15 protein-coding genes are annotated in these 16432 nt (G+C 71.6%); 10 read left to right on the forward strand and 5 right to left on the reverse strand.

Going from position 1 to position 16432, the window contains the following annotated elements; genetic code table 11:
- Positions 1 to 33: 33 nt before the first annotated feature.
- Positions 34 to 735 (reverse strand): bifunctional DNA primase/polymerase, encoded by a 702-nt coding sequence (locus tag B072_RS0101245; RefSeq protein WP_018528114.1) that lies wholly within the window; start codon positions 733 to 735, stop codon positions 34 to 36.
- A gap of 318 nt (positions 736 to 1053) precedes the next feature.
- Here B072_RS0101245 and B072_RS0101250 point away from each other — a divergent pair, with 318 nt between their 5' ends.
- Positions 1054 to 2445, forward strand: coding sequence for a hypothetical protein (locus tag B072_RS0101250; protein WP_018528115.1), 1392 nt, complete (start codon positions 1054 to 1056; stop codon positions 2443 to 2445).
- Positions 2446 to 2614: 169 nt separating this feature from the next.
- Complete coding sequence (locus B072_RS0101255; protein WP_018528116.1) at positions 2615 to 4129, forward strand: hypothetical protein; 1515 nt, start codon at positions 2615 to 2617, stop codon at positions 4127 to 4129.
- Between the two features lie 28 nt (positions 4130 to 4157).
- Here the strand turns inward: B072_RS0101255 and B072_RS0101260 are convergent, their stop codons facing one another.
- Positions 4158 to 5438 (reverse strand): ABC transporter substrate-binding protein, encoded by a 1281-nt coding sequence (locus B072_RS0101260; RefSeq protein WP_018528117.1) that lies wholly within the window; start codon positions 5436 to 5438, stop codon positions 4158 to 4160.
- Positions 5439 to 5555: 117 nt separating this feature from the next.
- Here B072_RS0101260 and B072_RS0101265 point away from each other — a divergent pair, with 117 nt between their 5' ends.
- Together B072_RS0101265 and purU are read left to right on the forward strand one after the other, a co-directional pair.
- Entirely contained in the window at positions 5556 to 6056 is a 501-nt protein-coding gene (locus B072_RS0101265; protein ID WP_078506243.1) for an SCO4402 family protein, read from the forward strand.
- 121 nt (positions 6057 to 6177) lie between these two features.
- Positions 6178 to 7050 carry a formyltetrahydrofolate deformylase gene (gene purU / locus B072_RS0101270; protein ID WP_018528119.1) on the forward strand — a complete coding sequence of 291 codons (873 nt, stop codon included), beginning with the start codon at positions 6178 to 6180 and terminating at the stop codon, positions 7048 to 7050.
- Positions 7051 to 7201: 151 nt separating this feature from the next.
- Here the strand turns inward: purU and B072_RS0101275 are convergent, their stop codons facing one another.
- Positions 7202 to 8512, reverse strand: a complete 1311-nt coding sequence (locus tag B072_RS0101275) for a zf-HC2 domain-containing protein (RefSeq protein ID WP_018528120.1) — start codon at positions 8510 to 8512, stop codon at positions 7202 to 7204.
- Positions 8509 to 9096: a sigma-70 family RNA polymerase sigma factor gene (locus B072_RS0101280; protein ID WP_026245344.1), complete on the reverse strand. Its 588-nt coding sequence runs from the start codon at positions 9094 to 9096 to the stop codon at positions 8509 to 8511. The genes B072_RS0101275 and B072_RS0101280 overlap by 4 nt, the downstream gene beginning before the upstream one ends.
- 348 nt (positions 9097 to 9444) lie before the next feature.
- On the opposite strand from B072_RS0101280, the gene B072_RS0101285 reads away from it, so the two are divergent.
- Positions 9445 to 9819 carry an STAS domain-containing protein gene (locus B072_RS0101285; RefSeq protein WP_018528122.1) on the forward strand — a complete coding sequence of 125 codons (375 nt, stop codon included), beginning with the start codon at positions 9445 to 9447 and terminating at the stop codon, positions 9817 to 9819.
- A gap of 169 nt (positions 9820 to 9988) precedes the next feature.
- Positions 9989 to 10486, forward strand: a complete 498-nt coding sequence (locus B072_RS0101290; protein WP_018528123.1) for an EF-hand domain-containing protein — start codon at positions 9989 to 9991, stop codon at positions 10484 to 10486.
- A 31-nt stretch (positions 10487 to 10517) separates the two neighbouring features.
- Here the strand turns inward: B072_RS0101290 and B072_RS0101295 are convergent, their stop codons facing one another.
- Positions 10518 to 12050 (reverse strand): class I adenylate-forming enzyme family protein, encoded by a 1533-nt coding sequence (locus B072_RS0101295; protein WP_018528124.1) that lies wholly within the window; start codon positions 12048 to 12050, stop codon positions 10518 to 10520.
- Positions 12051 to 12195: 145 nt separating this feature from the next.
- Between B072_RS0101295 and B072_RS0101300 the strand changes: the two genes are divergently transcribed.
- The 4 genes from B072_RS0101300 to B072_RS0101315 all read left to right on the forward strand — a co-directional run bounded on the left by B072_RS0101300 (position 12196) and on the right by B072_RS0101315 (position 16345).
- Positions 12196 to 13398 (forward strand): amidohydrolase family protein, encoded by a 1203-nt coding sequence (locus B072_RS0101300; protein WP_018528125.1) that lies wholly within the window; start codon positions 12196 to 12198, stop codon positions 13396 to 13398.
- An 11-nt stretch (positions 13399 to 13409) separates the two neighbouring features.
- Positions 13410 to 14558: an acyl-CoA dehydrogenase family protein gene (locus tag B072_RS0101305; protein WP_018528126.1), complete on the forward strand. Its 1149-nt coding sequence runs from the start codon at positions 13410 to 13412 to the stop codon at positions 14556 to 14558.
- A 2-nt stretch (positions 14559 to 14560) separates the two neighbouring features.
- On the forward strand, positions 14561 to 15427 hold the full coding sequence (locus tag B072_RS0101310; protein ID WP_026245345.1) for an acyl-CoA dehydrogenase family protein: 867 nt from the start codon (positions 14561 to 14563) through the stop codon (positions 15425 to 15427).
- Between the two features lie 432 nt (positions 15428 to 15859).
- On the forward strand, positions 15860 to 16345 hold the full coding sequence (locus B072_RS0101315; RefSeq protein ID WP_026245346.1) for an ATP-binding protein: 486 nt from the start codon (positions 15860 to 15862) through the stop codon (positions 16343 to 16345).
- Positions 16346 to 16432: the final 87 nt, after the last annotated feature.

The following is a 16432-nucleotide window of genomic DNA, read 5'->3' on the forward strand; positions in this document are numbered from 1 at the left end:
CCCGGCCCCAGTAGGCACTCCTGGGGCCTGTCCCTAGCGGCGTCCTTCGCGCCCGCACGCGTACGCCAACGGCGAGATGAGCTCCTCGGCGTCCGGCAGCCAGCGGTTCGCGGCGGTCGGGCGGCAGGCCCACTGCGCCGCGCCTTTGCTGCCGAAACGGGTCGGGGGAGCGGCGACGTAGCCGCCCTCGCCGAGCGCGACCAGGTCGAGGGAGGCCGGCGGCCAGCCCAACTTGCGTACGAGGTCGGGGACCTTGAGGGTGGCGCCGGGCAGCACGAAGAACTGCATGCGGCGGTCGGGCGTGCAGGTGACCGGGCCGAGCGTGAGCTCCATGCGCTCCATGCGGGCCAGGGCGAGGAAACCGGCCGTCTCCGGGACGTCGATCGCGTCGAACGTGCGGCCCGTGGGGAGCAGGATCGAGGCCTTGGACTGCTTCGACCACAGGCGGCGGGCGACGGTCGCGCTGCCGGTCGCCTGCGTCGCCCAGTCGGGGCGTGCGGGGTGCGCGCCGGGCCGCTCGCACTGGAGCTCACCGCACGAGCAGCGCTGGACGCCGTCTTCGGACTCCATCCAGGTGCCGGGGACCACGTCCCAGTGTCGCTCCTCCGCATAGCGCACGGCCGTGTCGAGGAGTGATTCGCCGCGCTGCTGAGGGATCTGCCCGGCCGCGGAGACGGGGCTGTCCGAGCCGACGGGTGAGGTGACGTCCGAGGTGCCTGCGATGGTCTCTTCCACGACGTTCTCAACTCCCGCCCCTCTCTGGGGTTACGGGCGCACGTACGGGCGGAACGGGGGCATCGTTCCCGCACGTGGGGCGCATGGGTGCATGGGCGGGGGCGCGCACGGGCAGCGGCAGCGGGGTCCGGGTAGCCAGGGACCAGAAAGTGAACGCCGAGGGGGAGACCGCCTGTGAGGGTTACGTATCCCATACGTAGTCCGTACCCGTTTGTGGCGCATCTTCCATTTGTCCATGGGGCATTGATCCATCGATGCACTGATCCACTGATCCATTGACCTTGTGACCACGATCCTGGGCACAGCAGGGGGTACGCCATGGCCGCACGGCCTCTCGTCGCGCGACAGCCCAACGAACGGCTGCAGGCGCTCATCCAGGAAGCGGGCTGCTCGAACGCGGGACTCGCACGCCGGGTCAACATGTGCGGAGCGGAGCACGGTCTCGATCTGCGCTACGACAAGACGTCCGTGGCCCGTTGGCTGCGCGGGCAGCAGCCGCGCGGGCGGGCGCCCGGCATCATCGCGGAGGCGCTCGGCCGCAAGCTCGGCAGGACCGTCACGATCGACGAGATCGGGATGGCGAACGGCAAGAACCTCGCGTCCGGCGTCGGCCTGCAGTTCTCGCCGACCGTGCTCGGCGCCATCGAGCAGGTGTGCGAGCTGTGGCGAAGTGACGTGGGGCGCAGGGACTTTCTCTCCGGTTCGTCCGTCGCCTCGTCCGCGCTCGTCGAGCCGAGCCGCGACTGGCTGATCTCCGTGCCGGACTCGCAGGTGGCGCGCTCGGCGGGGCCGCGGGTCGGTCCTTCGGACGTGGCCGCGGTGAAGGCGATGACCCAGGCGCTGACCGACCTCGACCACCAGTACGGCAGCGGGCATGTGCGCCCGGTGGTCGTGCACTACCTGAACAGCGTCGTGAGCGGGCTGCTCGCGGGTTCGTACCGGGAGGCGGTGGGGCGTGAACTGTTCGCCGCCGTCGCGCGGTTGACGGAGCTCGCCGGGTACATGGCCGTCGACACCGGACAGCCGGGCCTCGCCCAGCGCTACTACATCCAGGCACTCAGGCTTGCCCAGGCGGCGGGAGACCGCGGTTACGGCGGGTACGTACTGGCCGCGTCCATGAGCCACTTGGCGGCGCAGCTCGGCAACCCGCGCGAGATCGCCCAGCTCGCCCGCGCGGCTCAGGAGGGGGCGCGCGGACGCGTGACGCCGCGTGCGGAGGCGATGTTCCACGCCGCCGAAGCGCGCGGCCACGCGCTGCTGGGGGACGCGCGGTCGGCGCAGTCCGCGGGCAGCAGGGGCCTGGCCGCCATGGAACAGGCCGAGGGGCGCGCCGACTCCGGCGACGACCCGGCCTGGATCGCCCACTTCGACCACGCCTATCTCGCCGACGAACTCGCCCACTGCCACCGGGATCTGGGGCAGGCGAGGGACGCGGCGCGGTGTGCGCAGGAGTCGCTCGACGGCCATCCGGTGTCGCGGGCCCGCCGCCGCGCCATCGGGATGGTGCTGCTGGCCACCGCGCAGGTGCAGCAGCGCGAGGTGGAACAGGCCTGCCACACGGGACTTCGGGCCGTCGAACTGCTCGGCACGCTGCGCTCGAACCGGGGCGCCGAGTATCTGGAGGACTTCAAGGACCGGCTCGAACCGTTCCGGGAGGAGCCCGTGGTGCGGGAGTTCGGGGCGCGGGTGGAATTGCAGGCCGCCGCGTAGGAGCGGCCGGTCGACGGCCTTGTCGTAGAACAGCGTCAACGGGACCGGTTTTGTTACTCCGGTCACTGGGGAGGCTTCCGGGATTTGAGGTGCGTAGCACGGGCGTACGAGGACCCGGTAGCGTGAGCCGACGATTCCGAAGGTCCCCCCATACGTAGTAGGAGTCCCGGTGACGCAGCAGAGCGGACAGAGCGGGCAGGACGAGAGCCCGTACCTGCCGCAGGCCCGGCAGCCACGCGAAGGTGTCGTGCTGCCTGCCGACGGCTCGGAGCCCCTGTTGCCGGGCACGTTCGGCGACCGGACCGGGCCCGCGGCGCCCGCCGGTCCCGGCGGTCCTGCCGGGCCCGCCGGCGCCTCCCCGTGGGGGCAGCCGTGGGGTCCCGAGTCCCAGCAGGCCCAGGCCGCCCAGCCGATGCCGACCTACGAGTGGGGGCAGGCCGCCGCGCAGCAGCCCGTCGCGCCGCCGCAGGAGGCCGCGGGCGCCCTGCCGCCGCAGGCCCCGTCGCACGCGCTGCCGCAGCAGCACGCCCCGGCCGGGCCGATGCCGCCCGCCTCCGCGTACGACAGCGACGCGACGCAGTACATACCCCCGCAGGCCGCGGGAGCGCTGCCGCCGGAGATGCCCGCGGAGTCCACGCAGTTCCTGGGCCGTGCCGTGCAGCAGCAGGGCATGCAGCAGCACGGCATGCCGCCGCAGGGCATGCAGCAGCACGGCATGCCGCCGCAGCAGCCGATGCCGGGTGCGATGCCGGGTGCGATGCCCGCGGGTCCGGACAGCCAGGCGACCCAGTACATCCCGCCGGTGCCCGCGCAGCCGCAGGGTGCCCCGTACGACATCCGTCCCGGAGCGCCGGGCGACCGCCAGCCGCCGGCCGAGTTCGACGCGCTGTTCCGCACCGAGCCCAACGACGGCGGCGCCGGCGCCACACAGCAGATGCCGCGCTTCGACCCGCACGCGCAGGCCCCGCACGCGCAGGCCCCGTACACGCCGCCCGCCCAGCAGCAGACGTACGCGCAGCAGGAGCCGGAGTACGAGCCCGCCGCGCCGCGCCGCAAGTCCCGCACCGGGATCATCGCGGCGGTCGGCGTGGGCGTCCTCGTCGTCGGCGTCGGTGTGGGCGCGCTGCTCAGCGGCGGCGGTGACGACGACTCGAAGTCCGACTCCACGACGACGGTCTCGGACTCCTCGTCCGCGCCCAGCGGTTCGCCGTCGCCGGCCGTCGACCCGGCCAAGCAGCAGGCCGTCGCCCTCGACAAGCTGCTCGCCGAGTCCAACAACAGCCGGTCCGCCGTCGTGCGGTCCGTCGCCAACATCGGCTCCTGCAAGGAGCTTCCCACCGCCGCGAAGGACCTGCGGTCCGCCGCGACCCAGCGCAACGACCTGGTGACCCAGTTGAGCGCCCTGTCCGTCGACAAGCTGCCGAACCACGCGCAGCTGACCGCCGCGCTGACCGCGGCCTGGAAGGCGTCCGCGTCGGCGGACAGCCACTACGCGGCATGGGCCGACCAGGTCGCAGGCAACAAGAAGCTCTGCCACAAGGGGCGGGCCAAGGCGACGCCGCAGCGGCGGGCCGGGGACACGTCCAGTCAGACGGCCTCGCAGCAGAAGGCTCAGGCCTCGAAGCTGTGGAACGGCATCGCGTCCCAGTACGGGCTGACGCAGCGCTCGGCCGTGCAGCTGTAGCCGGTCGCGTCGTCGCGGGCGAAGGCCCTCACAGGGCCTTCGCCAAGGTGTCCGTGACGTCCACCACGGAGGCACGGGTCGCTGTCAGGCGGCCGTCCGTCACCCGCTGGAACGTCACCCGCGCGTTGACCAGGCGCGGGTAGCCGCCCGCTGCCGACATGTGGGCGTAGTCCCAGCGCAGGGGCGGGGTGAGGCCGCCCGTCGTGACCTTCAGGCCCTTGTCGAGGGCCCGGCGCACGGTGTCCGAGGTCACCTCGCCGGTGCCGAGCGACTCGACGACCTGCCTCAGGACGGTGTACGCGATCCAGGTCGTCTGCGCCCCGGCGTCGGCCGCGTCGATCCGGTTGTCGCCGAAGGCCTTTTCCTTGAGCGCCTTCTTCATCGTGGCCCAGCGCGCGTCCTGGGACGCCGGGTACCAGCCGGTGACGTACGCCCCCTCGTACGGGCCGTGCGCCCCGCCCGAGCGGTCGACGGCCGACTGGTCGACGCTGCCCAGCACACTGGCCGTACGAACCGCCGGGTAGTCGGCGCGCAGCCGCCGGAACGAGTCGAAGAACGTGTCCGTACGCTCCCCGAGCGCGGCCACCACACAGCCCTTGCCGCCGGGATCCGCGCTCGCCGTGCGCAGTGCCCGCTCGGCCTGGTCGGCATAGTCGGTGGCGTCCTCGGCGGCGCGCAGGTCGGTGGCGGCGGGACGGTGGCGCAGGGCGAGGCCGGTGTTCATGAGGGAGACGAGCTCGTCGCCCGCGACGGTGTCCGGGCGGACCAGGACGGTGCGCGCGCAGTCCGTGGAGAGCTGCTGCCCCGTGCCGGCGAGCAGGGCTGCCTGCCCGCCGTTGACCGGGTAGGACAGCGGGCTGGCGAACTCCGAGTCGGACACCCCGTACCCGCCGATGTACGGGATGCCGGCCGATTCGAGCGGCGACATGAACGAGCGCCCGTACTGGCTGTACGAGCCGACGACGGCGACCACGTCCTGGTCAACGGCCGAGCGGGCGCACTTCGCGGCGTCCACGCTGTCGTTGTGGTCGTTGCAGGTGAGGACCTTCAGGGTGCGGCCGCCGATGCCGCCGTGGGCGTTCACCCAGCGCGCGTACGCCTGCGCCATCGCCGGCATGCCCGGCTTGTTGGTCGCCCCGGTCTTCTGCGGGGCCCACGTCATCACGGTGATCGGCCGCGCCCCGGAGTCCGCCGTGGCTCCGGGGACCAGCCCGCAGCCGGCGACCAGGGCCGTGCCCGCGGCGAGGGCGGTGAGAGAGGAGGAGGTGCGCTTGCTGCGGGTGCGGCGCCTGCCGCCCGTGCCGGTCATGGGCCTGCACGATTCCGCCGCATCCCGAACCCCGGAGTGATCACCGGTCGACATACGGTGACGTGCAGGTGAATTCCGGGGGCCGGGCGGCGCGCCCGGCGGCGGCACGTACGATCGATGACCGTGCAAAGCTCGGAGAAGTCTTCCCGCCGTGGCCGTCGCTCCCCCAGGATGGACGGCATGCCACTCAACGACATGCCGTGGTGGCGCTGGCGCAGCAATGTGCGCTCCGCGCTGCACATGCTTTCCGACCCGTCGTTCCAGCGGAACGTCTGGCTGGCCGGTGTGGACGGGTACGGAGACGTGACCGACGCCGTGTACCGCCTGGTCGAGGACACCTGGCTGGACAACTGGTCGGCGGAGAAATACGTCGGGACGATCTTCCGGGACTCGCAGGAGGCGGCGCTCGTCGACTCCGCGGTGCTCAGGGTGCTGCGGATCATGCACCAGGTCGGTCCGGACGCCCCCGTCTCCGTCTACCTGCAGCACGAGGGGTGGCCCGAGGCGGTCCGGGCGGCGCGGGACGCGCATGTGAGGCTCGCCACGAGCGACGGGGACGATCCCGATGCGGAGCCCCGGACTCTGGAAGTGCTGCGGATCATGACTCGGGCGGCTTAGGTCCGGTTCCGAATGCGGCTTTCGTCGTGGTCGGCCGCGCGGTTCCCCGAGCCCCTGACGAGGCTGTCCGCCTGCCGGGACGAGAGCTCGCCGCCGACCGTGGTGTGCGAACCTTTTCCCTATGAATGAGCAGCCCGTCTCCGGAACCGAGCAGTACGTCCTCACCCTCTCCTGCCCCGACAAGCAGGGCATCGTGCACGCCGTGTCGAGCTACCTCTTCATGACCGGTTGCAACATCGAGGACAGCCAGCAGTTCGGTGACCACGACACGGGTCTGTTCTTCATGCGCGTCCACTTCAGCGCGGACACCCCGGTGACGGTGGAGAAGCTGCGGGCCAGCTTCGCCGCGATCGGCGACTCGTTCCAGATGGACTGGCAGATCCACCGGGCCTCGGACCGGATGAAGGTCGTGCTGATGGTCAGCAAGTTCGGCCACTGCCTGAACGACCTCCTCTTCCGGGCCCGGATCGGCGCGCTGCCGGTCGACATCGCCGCCGTCGTCTCCAACCACACCGACTTCGCCGAGCTGGTCTCCTCGTACGACATCCCCTTCCACCACATCCCGGTGACGAAGGAGACGAAGGCCGACGCCGAGGCGCGGGTCCTCGAACTGGTGCGGGCCGAGGGCGTCGAGCTGGTCGTGCTCGCCCGGTACATGCAGGTGCTCTCGGACGACCTGTGCAAGCAGCTCAGCGGGCGGATCATCAACATCCACCACTCGTTCCTGCCGAGCTTCAAGGGCGCGAAGCCGTACCACCAGGCGCACGCCCGAGGTGTGAAGCTCATCGGTGCGACCGCGCACTACGTGACCGCGGATCTGGACGAGGGGCCCATCATCGAGCAGGAGGTCGAGCGGGTGGGGCACGACGTCACCCCCGACCAGCTGGTCGCGATCGGCCGTGACGTCGAGTGCCAGGCACTGGCGCGGGCCGTGAAGTGGCACGCGGAGCGGCGCATTCTGCTCAACGGGCGGCGGACGGTCGTTTTCGCGTAGGTCCGGTGGCCGGGTGCGGGCCGGTGGGGCTTCGCGCGCCCTGCGGCGGAGCCGCTGATCGACACAGCCCCGCGCCCCTGAAGGCCGCCGGCCTTTCAGGGGCGCGGGGAACTGCGCGACCAGCCCCCCGGACCCGCACCCGACGACGTGACTACATCCTGCTCAGCGCCGCGGTCGCGCTGAGCACGTCGCGGATCGCCTCCCGGTCTCCGAGCTGACCGGCGGCGGCCTCCTCGGGGGAGACGTGCCCCGCGGCAAGGCGGCAGAACTCCACACCGTCCAGGGCGACATGGGCCACCTCCCGCTCGGCGGAGCCCACCGCCGCGGGGGAGTCCAGCGCGATCAGCCACTCACCGCCACCCGCGCCCTCGACCTCCAGACGCAGGCTGCGCCCGGGGTTCCCGGCCGTGACCAGTTCGCGGGCCGGGCCCGCGAGGCCGGCCCGGCGGCGCAGGGCCAGCGAGTCGGGGAGCATCCGGGCGGCCAGGTCGATCATCCGGTTGAGATGGCGCGGGGACGGCGCCGCGAACGGGTAGTCCACCGCGTCCGCGATGTCCCCCGCGTGCACCCAGCACTCGAAGGCCCGGTCGATCATGGCGTCCCGCAGCGGCAGCGCGAAGTCGCCGTACGAGACGGGGAGTTGTCCGGTGCCGCCGCCGGTGCCGGCCGCGGCCTCGCCCGCGAACGAGACGGTCCGGATGATCGCGTGCGTCTGGTCGCGCCACGGCGGGCGGGACGCGCGGGTCGGCGGGAAGTAGGAGGCACGCCAGTACCGCTCGGTGCGCTCGGCGGGGCCGAGGTCGTCGAGGGCGGGCGGGCCGAGGGGGTCGTCGAGGCCGAGGGCGCGGGCGATCAGGCCGTCGACGCTGGTGAGGTGGGCGATGACCCCGGCGACCGTCGTCTTCCGGCTGACCTGCTCCGAGCCCTCGTACCAGCGCAGCCGGACCGGCGCGTGCCACTCGGGGTCGCCGAAGTCCTGGAGCAGCGCGTCCAGGCGGGCGGTCTCCGCGTCGTACGGGGTGGCCCAGGCGGGGACGGGGATGCGCGCGGGGCGGCGGTTGAGGCAGCCCTCCAGGACCCGGGAGCGCAGCATCGGGTCGAGGTCGAGGGACTCCTCGGCGTGCAGCAGGCCCACGGCGTCGCGCAGCCGCAGCGCCTCCTCGGCGCAGGTCCCGCAGTCGACCAGGTGTTCCTCTACGGCGGCGGACTCCTCCGGCGAGCAGGCGGCGAGAGCCCAGGCGCCGAGCAGCGACTTGAGGACGCGGTGCTCCAGAACGAGGGGTGCCGCGGGCGCGGGCACGTCCGGCAGCGGGCCGCCGGTGTCCTCGACGGAGGCGCGCGGTGTCGGTATCCGCGGTACGGCTTCCTGCTTGTCCTGCTTGTTCTGCTTGTCGTTCTTGTCGGGGTCTTCGCCGTACGGGTCGTACGGATCGAAGCGGCCCGGCCCGTTGACCCCACTCATGCCGGCCTCCCGTAGCCGCCGCCCGGCGGGGCGCCGCTGTCGTGCGCGCTGTGGTGGGCGGTCGAGAGCAGCTGCAGGCCGAGGCGCAGCCTGCGGCGCGCCTCGTCCTCGGTGACGCCGAGGTCGGCGGCGGTCTGGCGGTAGTCGCGGCGCTGGAAGTAGGCCAGTTCGAGAGCTTTGCGCAGAGGGGCGGGCATCGACGTGACGATGTAGTCGGCGCGGGCGGCGGCGGAGGCGCGGCGCACCTTGCGCTCCAGGTCCTCGGTGGTGCCGACGCCGGTGCGCACGAGGGCGGCGGACTCGGTCTGGCGCAGCCGCTGCACGGCCTGGCGGTGGGTGAGGGTGGCGATGAAGGAGCGCAGGGGGCCCTGCTTGGGGTCGTACGCCTCCGGGTTCTCCCAGATCTGGGTGAACACCTCGCGGGTGATCCGGTCCGCGGCGTCCTCGTCGTCCAGGACGCGGTGGGCCAGACCGTGCACCAGGGATGCGAAACGGTCGTACAGCTCTCCGAGCGCCGCGGCCTCGCCGTGCGCCAGGCGCTGCTGCATCCTCCGGTCCCAGCGGGACGGAGTGTCCTTGGGCATGGGGCCCCCTCACCGACCGCCCGTACGTACACCTACTCCTGAACTGCGTGCCTCCTACCCGAATGTAGTCCGCGCCGCCGACAACGCACGAGCCTTTGCCGCATTGTGCGCCCCTGGGCGGTAGCTGGTGATAAAGGAGCCGACGGGTTTGGTTCGCAACTGACCACCTAAGTCTTAACTAGGTCATATGTGATAGGTCTGCGGTGGTGTTCGATCGCTTCCCTCGGGTGTTTCAGTGCATCACCCTCGGGCAGCCGCGAGTGGAAGCGAAGCGTAGGAACAGATTCCGGATCAGTAGAGAAGTCGGCAGAGAAGTGACGAAGTGACGTCGAGCGAGAGGCGAGGCACGTGACCCTCAAGGTGACCGAGTCGGCCCAGGGCGACTGGGCCGTCGTGCGGGTGTCGGGCGAGATGGACCTCGCGACGTCCCCCGCCCTGCGCCAGCAGGTGCACGAAGCCGTCGCCGACGGCCGCCACAGCCTGGTGCTGGACCTGTCCGACGTCCTGTTCTGCGACTCCAGCGGAGTGGGCGTGCTCATCGCGTCCCGCCGCCTCATGCGCTCCTGTCAGGGCCGGCTGCGACTGATCCTGCCCGCGCGCGGGGCCGTCGACGGGTCCCATGTGAACCGCGTCCTCGGCGCGTTGGGCGTGCGACGGCTCTTCGAGGTGTACCCGGACGTCGAGGCCGCCGTCGACGACGAGGCGGAGCCGATGTCGGCCTGAGCGCGCGACGCGGGCACGGACACGGGCGCGACATGGTCACACCTGAACCGGAGTTGTCCCGGAACTCCCCCGGTCCTGCCACAACCGTCGCACTTCAGGCCCGGTGCGCCCCTGTTCGACGTACGCTCGCAGCCCTACGACCCATCGACGTGAGAGGCGGCCCAACAGCATGGACGAGCGGAGGATCGCGACCCGGTTCGCCGGCTTCGACCAGGACGGCAACGGCTACATCGACCGCGAGGACTTCTATTCCGCGGCGAAGGCGCTGCTCGCCGAGTTCGATGTCACGGCCCGCTGCGACAAGGGCCAGGCGCTGTACGCCGGGGCCGAGGCGTTCTGGCAGGGGATGGCCGGGATCGCGGACGTCGACGGGGACCAGCGCGTCACCCGGGGCGAGTTCGTGACCGGGGCGGTCAAGCGGCTGCGGGACAACCCCGAGCGGTTCGCCGAGATCGCGCGGCCGTTCCTGAAGGCCGCCATCGCCGTGGCCGACCCCGAGGGGCCCGGGGTCGGGAACGGCGCGGCGGAGCGGGTGTTGCGGGTGCTGGGGGTCGAGGCCGAGCTCGCCGCGGAGGCCGTCGGCGCGCTGGATTCCGACGGGGACGGGCGGGTCTCGGAGGACGAGGCCGTGCGCGGGTTCGCGTGGTACTTCACCGTCCCTGAGTGAGGCGGCCGGGGGGCTTGAAGTCCCCCGCGACCTAGTGGCTGAACTGCTCCCTGAGCTTGTACTTGAGGACCTTGCGCAGGGTCTCGTTGCGGGGGAGGGCCTCCAGGATCTCCAGTTGTTCCGGGAGCTTGAAGGTCGACAGGCCCTGGGCGCGGAGGTACGCGGTGAGCTCGGGCAGGGTCAACTCCGGTGATCCGGAGCGCAGTTCCAGGACCGCGCAGACCCGCTCGCCCCGCTCCGCGTCCGGCAGGCCGACGACCGCCGCGTCCTGGACCGAGGCGTGCTCGTGCAGCAGGTCCTCGATCTCCTTCGCCGAGATGTTCTCGCCCTTGCGGATGATGATGTCCTTGGCGCGGCCGGTGAGGACCAGATGGCCCGTGGGGCGTACGTGGCCCAGGTCGCCGGTGATGAGGAAGCCGTCGGCGTCGAAGGCGTCCGCGGTCTGGTCCGGGTCCAAGTAGCCCTGGCAGACGGCCTCTCCGCGTAGCCGGACCTCGCCGTCGACGCCCGCCGGGACCTGCTTGCCGTCCGCGTCGACGATCCTGATCTCCATGCCCTGCGGCGGGCGGCCCTCCGTCGTCGCGAGGTTCTCCGCCGTGTCGTCCGGGGCGCCCATCGTGATCATCGGGACCTCGGACATGCCGTAGCCGTGGGTGAGCTGGACCTCCATCTCGCGGACCACGCAGTGGTAGACCTCGGGCGGCTTCGGGGCGCCGCCGCCCGCCAGCAGCCGCAGGCTCGGGATCAACTTCCGCTCCGGCGCCTTGCGTTGCTCGGTCAGGAACATGGAGTAGAAGGCCGTGGAGCCGCCCGCCACCGTCACCCCGTGCCGCCGGTACTCGTCCAGCGCGTCCGGCAGCGCGAACTGCTCGAACATCACCGCGGGGAAGCCGTAGAGCAGCAGCATCACCGTGTAGTCGGGGCCCGCTATGTGCGCGTACGGGAAGGCCATCGAGCCGACGTCCGACTCCGAAAGGTGCAGCGCGTGGGCGAGGCAGGAGCCGCCCGCGATCAGTGAACGGTCCGTGTGCAGCACGCCCTTGGGGTCCGAGGTCGTGCCCGAGGTCCAGTAGATCCAGCGGACCGTCGTGCCGGAGGCGGGGGGCGCCGGGAGCACGGACGGGTCGGCCTCCGGCAGGTCCGCGTACGCCTCGAAGACCCCGCGGGCGCCGAGCCGGTGCGCCATCTCCGTGTGGTCGAAGCCGCGCCACACGCCCGGCGTCGCGAAGAACTCCGCCTTCGACTCGCGCAGCGCGAAGCCGACTTCGCGGTCCCGGTAGAACGGGATGATCGGGGTCTGGGTCGCCCCGATCCGGGCCAGCGCGAAGGTGAGCAGGGCCGTCTCGATGCGGGTGGGGAGCTGCCAGGCCACCACCGTGCCCGGGCGCACCCCCTTCTCGTACAGGCCCGCCGCCACCCGCTCGGAGCGGTCGCGCAACTCCCCGAAGGTCAGCGTCCGTTCGCCCTGGAGCAGCACCGGGCGGTCGGGGGTCAGGGCGGCGCGGCGTTCGACCAGTTCCCACAGCGTGCGGGACTCGCCCAGGGCGTGTGCGGTGTCCGTCATTGCCGTAACCCCCAAGGAGATCCGGGAACCCAGAGAAACTGACGGTCTGTCAGATACGGTCAGAGCGTAAGGCCGTGCTTCTTGTCGGTCCAGAGGCACGGAGCTAGCCTTGAATCTGACGGGTCATCAGATCTGAGGGGTTTCCATGACAGAACTGCCGCGCATCGTCAGCGTCGACGACCATGTGATCGAACCGGCCCATCTCTTCGAGACCTGGCTGCCGGCGAAGTACCGGGACAAGGGGCCCAGGCCGCTGACCGCCGGAATCGGTGAACTCGCTTACGTGGCGGGCAAGTACCAGATCACGATGGACCCCGAAGGGCCGCCCACCGACTGGTGGATCTACGAGGACCTGAAGTTCCCGTACAAGCGCAACATCGCCGCCGTCGGGTTCGACCGGGACGACATGACCCTGGAGGGGATCACCAGGGCGGAGATGCGGCGGGGGTGCTGGGACCCCAAGGCGCGCCTGGAGGACATGGACCTCAACCACGTCGAGGCCTCGCTCTGCTTCCCGACCTTCCCCCGCTTCTGCGGGCAGACGTTCGCCGAGGCGCACGACAAGGAGGTCGCCCTGGCCTGCGTGCGCGCGTACAACGACTGGATGGTCGAGGAGTGGTGCGGCGACAGCGGCGGGCGGCTGATCCCGCTGTGCATCATCCCGCTGTGGGACATCGACCTGGCCGTCGCCGAGATCCGGCGGAACGCGGCGCGCGGGGTGCGGGCCGTGACCTTCTCCGAGATCCCGACCCACCTCGGCCTGCCGTCCATCCACTCCGGGTACTGGGACCCGTTCTTCGCGGTGTGCCAGGAGACCGGGACCGTGGTCAACATGCACATCGGCTCGTCGTCCCAGATGCCCGCCGCGTCCCCCGACGCGCCGCCCGCCGTCCAGGCCTCGCTGAGCTTCAACAACGCGATGGCCTCGATGATGGACTTCCTGTTCAGCGGCGTCCTCGTGAAGTTCCCGCGCCTCAAACTCGCCTACAGCGAGGGGCAGATGGGGTGGATCCCGTACGCCCTGGAGCGCGCCGACGACGTCTGGGAGGAGCACCGCGCCTGGGGCGGGGTGCGGGATCTCATCCCCGAGCCCCCGTCCACGTACTACTACCGGCAGATCTTCTGCTGCTTCTTCCGCGACAAGCACGGGGTGGCGTCGCTCGACGTCGTGGGGCGCGACAACGCGACCTTCGAGACCGACTACCCGCACGTCGACTCGACCTTCCCGAACACCAAGGAGGTCGCCCTCGACCATGTGAAGGGGCTCGACGACGAGACGATCCACAAGCTGATGCGCGGCAACGCCATCCGCATGCTCGACCTCGATCTCGACAAGCCCGGCAAGTAGGGCCTCATCCCATGGACCTCACGTACACCGACGAGGAAGAGGAGTTCCGGGCGCGGCTGCGGGAGTGGCTGGGCGGCGTGCTGCCCGCCCTTCCCCCGAAGCCGTCGCCGACGGACTGGCCGGGGCGGCGCGCGTACGACACGGGCTGGCAGCGCAGGCTGTACGACGCCGGGTACGGGGACGTGCACTGGGACGCCTCGCCGACCACCCGGCTGATCTTCCTGGAGGAGACCGAGGAGGCGGGCGCCCCGTACGTGGGCGCCAACTTCGTGGGGCTGCTGCACGCCGGGCCGACCATCGCCGCCGAGGGCACGGACGCCCAGCGCGCGCGGTGGCTGACGCCGATCCTGCGCGGGGACGAGGTGTGGTGCCAGGGGTTCAGCGAGCCCGACGCCGGGTCCGACCTCGCCTCGCTGCGCACGAAGGCGGTGCGCGACGGCGACGAGTACGTCATCAGCGGCTCGAAGATCTGGACCTCGCACGCCGAGGTCGCCGACTGGTGCGAGCTGCTCGTGCGCACCGACGCGACGGCGGCCAAGCACCGCGGGATCAGCTGGCTGGCCATGCCGATGGACGCCCCCGGCATCACCGTACGGCCCTTGCGGACCCTCGCCGGGTCGACGGAGTTCGCCGAGATGTTCCTCGACGAGGTGCGGGTACCGGTCGGCAACCGGGTCGGGGACGAGAACGACGGGTGGCGGGTCACCATGGTGACGCTGTCGTTCGAGCGGGGGACCGCGTTCGTGGGCGAGGTCGTCGCCTGCCGCCGGGTCCTCGGCGAACTGGCCGCGCACGCCAGGAAGAACGGACGCTGGGACGACGCCGTCCTGCGCCGCGAACTCGCCCTACTGTCCGCCGAGTTCCGGGCCCTGTGGCGGCTGACCCAGTGGAACGTGAGCGAGGCGCAGGCCACCGGCGGTGTGCCGGGCGTCGGCGGTTCCGTCTTCAAGCTGCGGTACTCGCACGCGCGGCAGCGGCTCTACGACGTCGCGGCCGAGGTGCTGGGCGGTGCGGGCGCCCTGGACGCGGCGCAGGACTGGACGCTCGACCGGCTGTCGTCGCTGTCGTACACGATCGCCGCCGGTACCTCGCAGATCCAGCGCAACATCGTCGCCGAGCGGATTCTGGGACTGCCGAAGTCGCCGAAGGGAGGGCGGTGAGCGTGCACTTTCAACTGACCGATGATCAGCGGGCGTTGCGGGACGGCACCCGGGAGCTGCTGAGCGGCCGGTTCGGGCGCACCGCGCTGCGGGCCGCCGTGGACGCGCCGACGCTCGACCGGGACCTGTGGAAGGAGCTCGGCGAGGCCGGCCTGTTCTCGCTCGGCCTGCCCGAGTCGGCGGGCGGCGTCGGACTCGGCCTCGCGGAGGCCGTGCTCGTCTTCGAGGAGTGCGGGCGGGCGCTGGTGCCCGGACCGCTGGTGGCCACGTTCCTCGCGGCCGGCGACGTGGACGGCGCCGCGTCCGGGGACACCGTGGTCACGGAGGTCTTCGGCGGGCTCGTGCCGTGGCTCGACGCGGCGGACGTGGTGCGCGGCGGCCCGCGGAGCACGTCCGGCGCCGAGGCGCTCGCCTCCGTCGATCCGCTGACCCCGCTGCACAAGGTGCCGGACGCCGGACCGACACCGTGGCGGGCCACCCTCCTGTACGCGGCCGAACAGCTCGGCTCGGCCGGCCGCACCCTCGACATGGCGGTTCAACACGCCCGGGAACGCGAGCAGTTCGGGCAGCCCGTCGGGGCCTTCCAGGCCGTGAAACACCTGTGCGCGGAAATGCTTGTGCGGGTCGAAGTGGCCCGCGCCGCCGTGTACGCGGCGGCCGTGACCCAGGACCCGGCCGAGGTCGCCGCGGCCGAACTGCTCGCCGACGAAGCGGCGGTGCGGGGCGCCCGGGACTGCCTTCAAGTGCACGGAGGCATGGGATTCACGTGGGAGGCGGACGTGCATCTGCATCTGAAGCGGGCCTGGGTACGGGCCGAGTTGGGCGGCCGGGCGCGGGACGCGGAGGAGGTGCTCGCGGCGGCGTTGTGAGGCGCGCGGGGCGGCCTTGAGGAGAGGTGCACGCACAGTGACGGCGCGTTGATACCGGGTTGTGTCCTTCGCGGGGCTCGTCACGCGGTGGAGTCGGCCTCCGGCTCCGGTACCTTGTGGCAGATGCGAGTGGTGCTGAACCCGAGCGACGGTGCCGGGGCTGCCTCCGAGGCGGCTCCTGGGCCGCGGATGCGCGCCGCTCGCAGCACATGGCGGCGTCTCACGCCCGCCTGTTCGACCCCCCGCGAGACGCGTCGCACAGTATGCCGCACGCGTACTCCTTCGCGCTGGAATATGCCCGAAGCGCTTGTTGGGGTGACTGTACGTCAACCATGCTGTGCAGAACGGGGATCACGGTCCGTGATTCTCGGCAGTGGCCAGTGTGGTCAGTGGCGCGAGGCGACGTGTCCGCCGGTTCGGATGGTGTGAACGGTGCAGGTGCTTCAGGTTCAGCTGGAGGTCGGGGCCGACCCCGCGGAGGTTGGGCGGGCTCGTAGGTGGGCGCGGTCGCGTCTCGCCGGTTCGGGCATAGATGCCGATGAGCCGGTGGCCGAGACGCTGATCCTGCTCGTCTCCGAGCTGGTGACGAACGCGGTGGTGCACACCGGCCGTCCGGCCGTACTGCGCATGGCGCTGTCCGACGCCGACGAGGCGTGTCCCGGCATGGTCCGCGTGGAGGTCGCCGACTCCAGTGCCAGGCCGCCCGCGCCCCGGCACGCGGACGGCGAGGAGACGAACGGACGCGGGCTCGAACTCGTCGACGGCCTCGCCGACCGCTGGGGCTGGCGCCCCGAGGGCGCGGGCAAGGCCATCTGGTGCGAGATCGACCGGTGCGCGTCGGCCGGCTCCGGGGGCGGGTGGGCCTCCGGAGCCAATGCGCCGGGTTCGCTCCGGCCGAGTGCTTCTGTGAGCGCCTGAACATTCTGCGCATTAACCGCAAATACCCGTATGGCTGTTGACGCCTTGTGTCCGTTTGGTCACGCTTGTGGTGGCGGTTCGCTGCGA

The sequence above is a fragment of the Streptomyces sp. HmicA12 genome (assembly GCF_000373565.1).
In the GTDB taxonomy this organism is placed as follows: domain Bacteria; phylum Actinomycetota; class Actinomycetes; order Streptomycetales; family Streptomycetaceae; genus Streptomyces.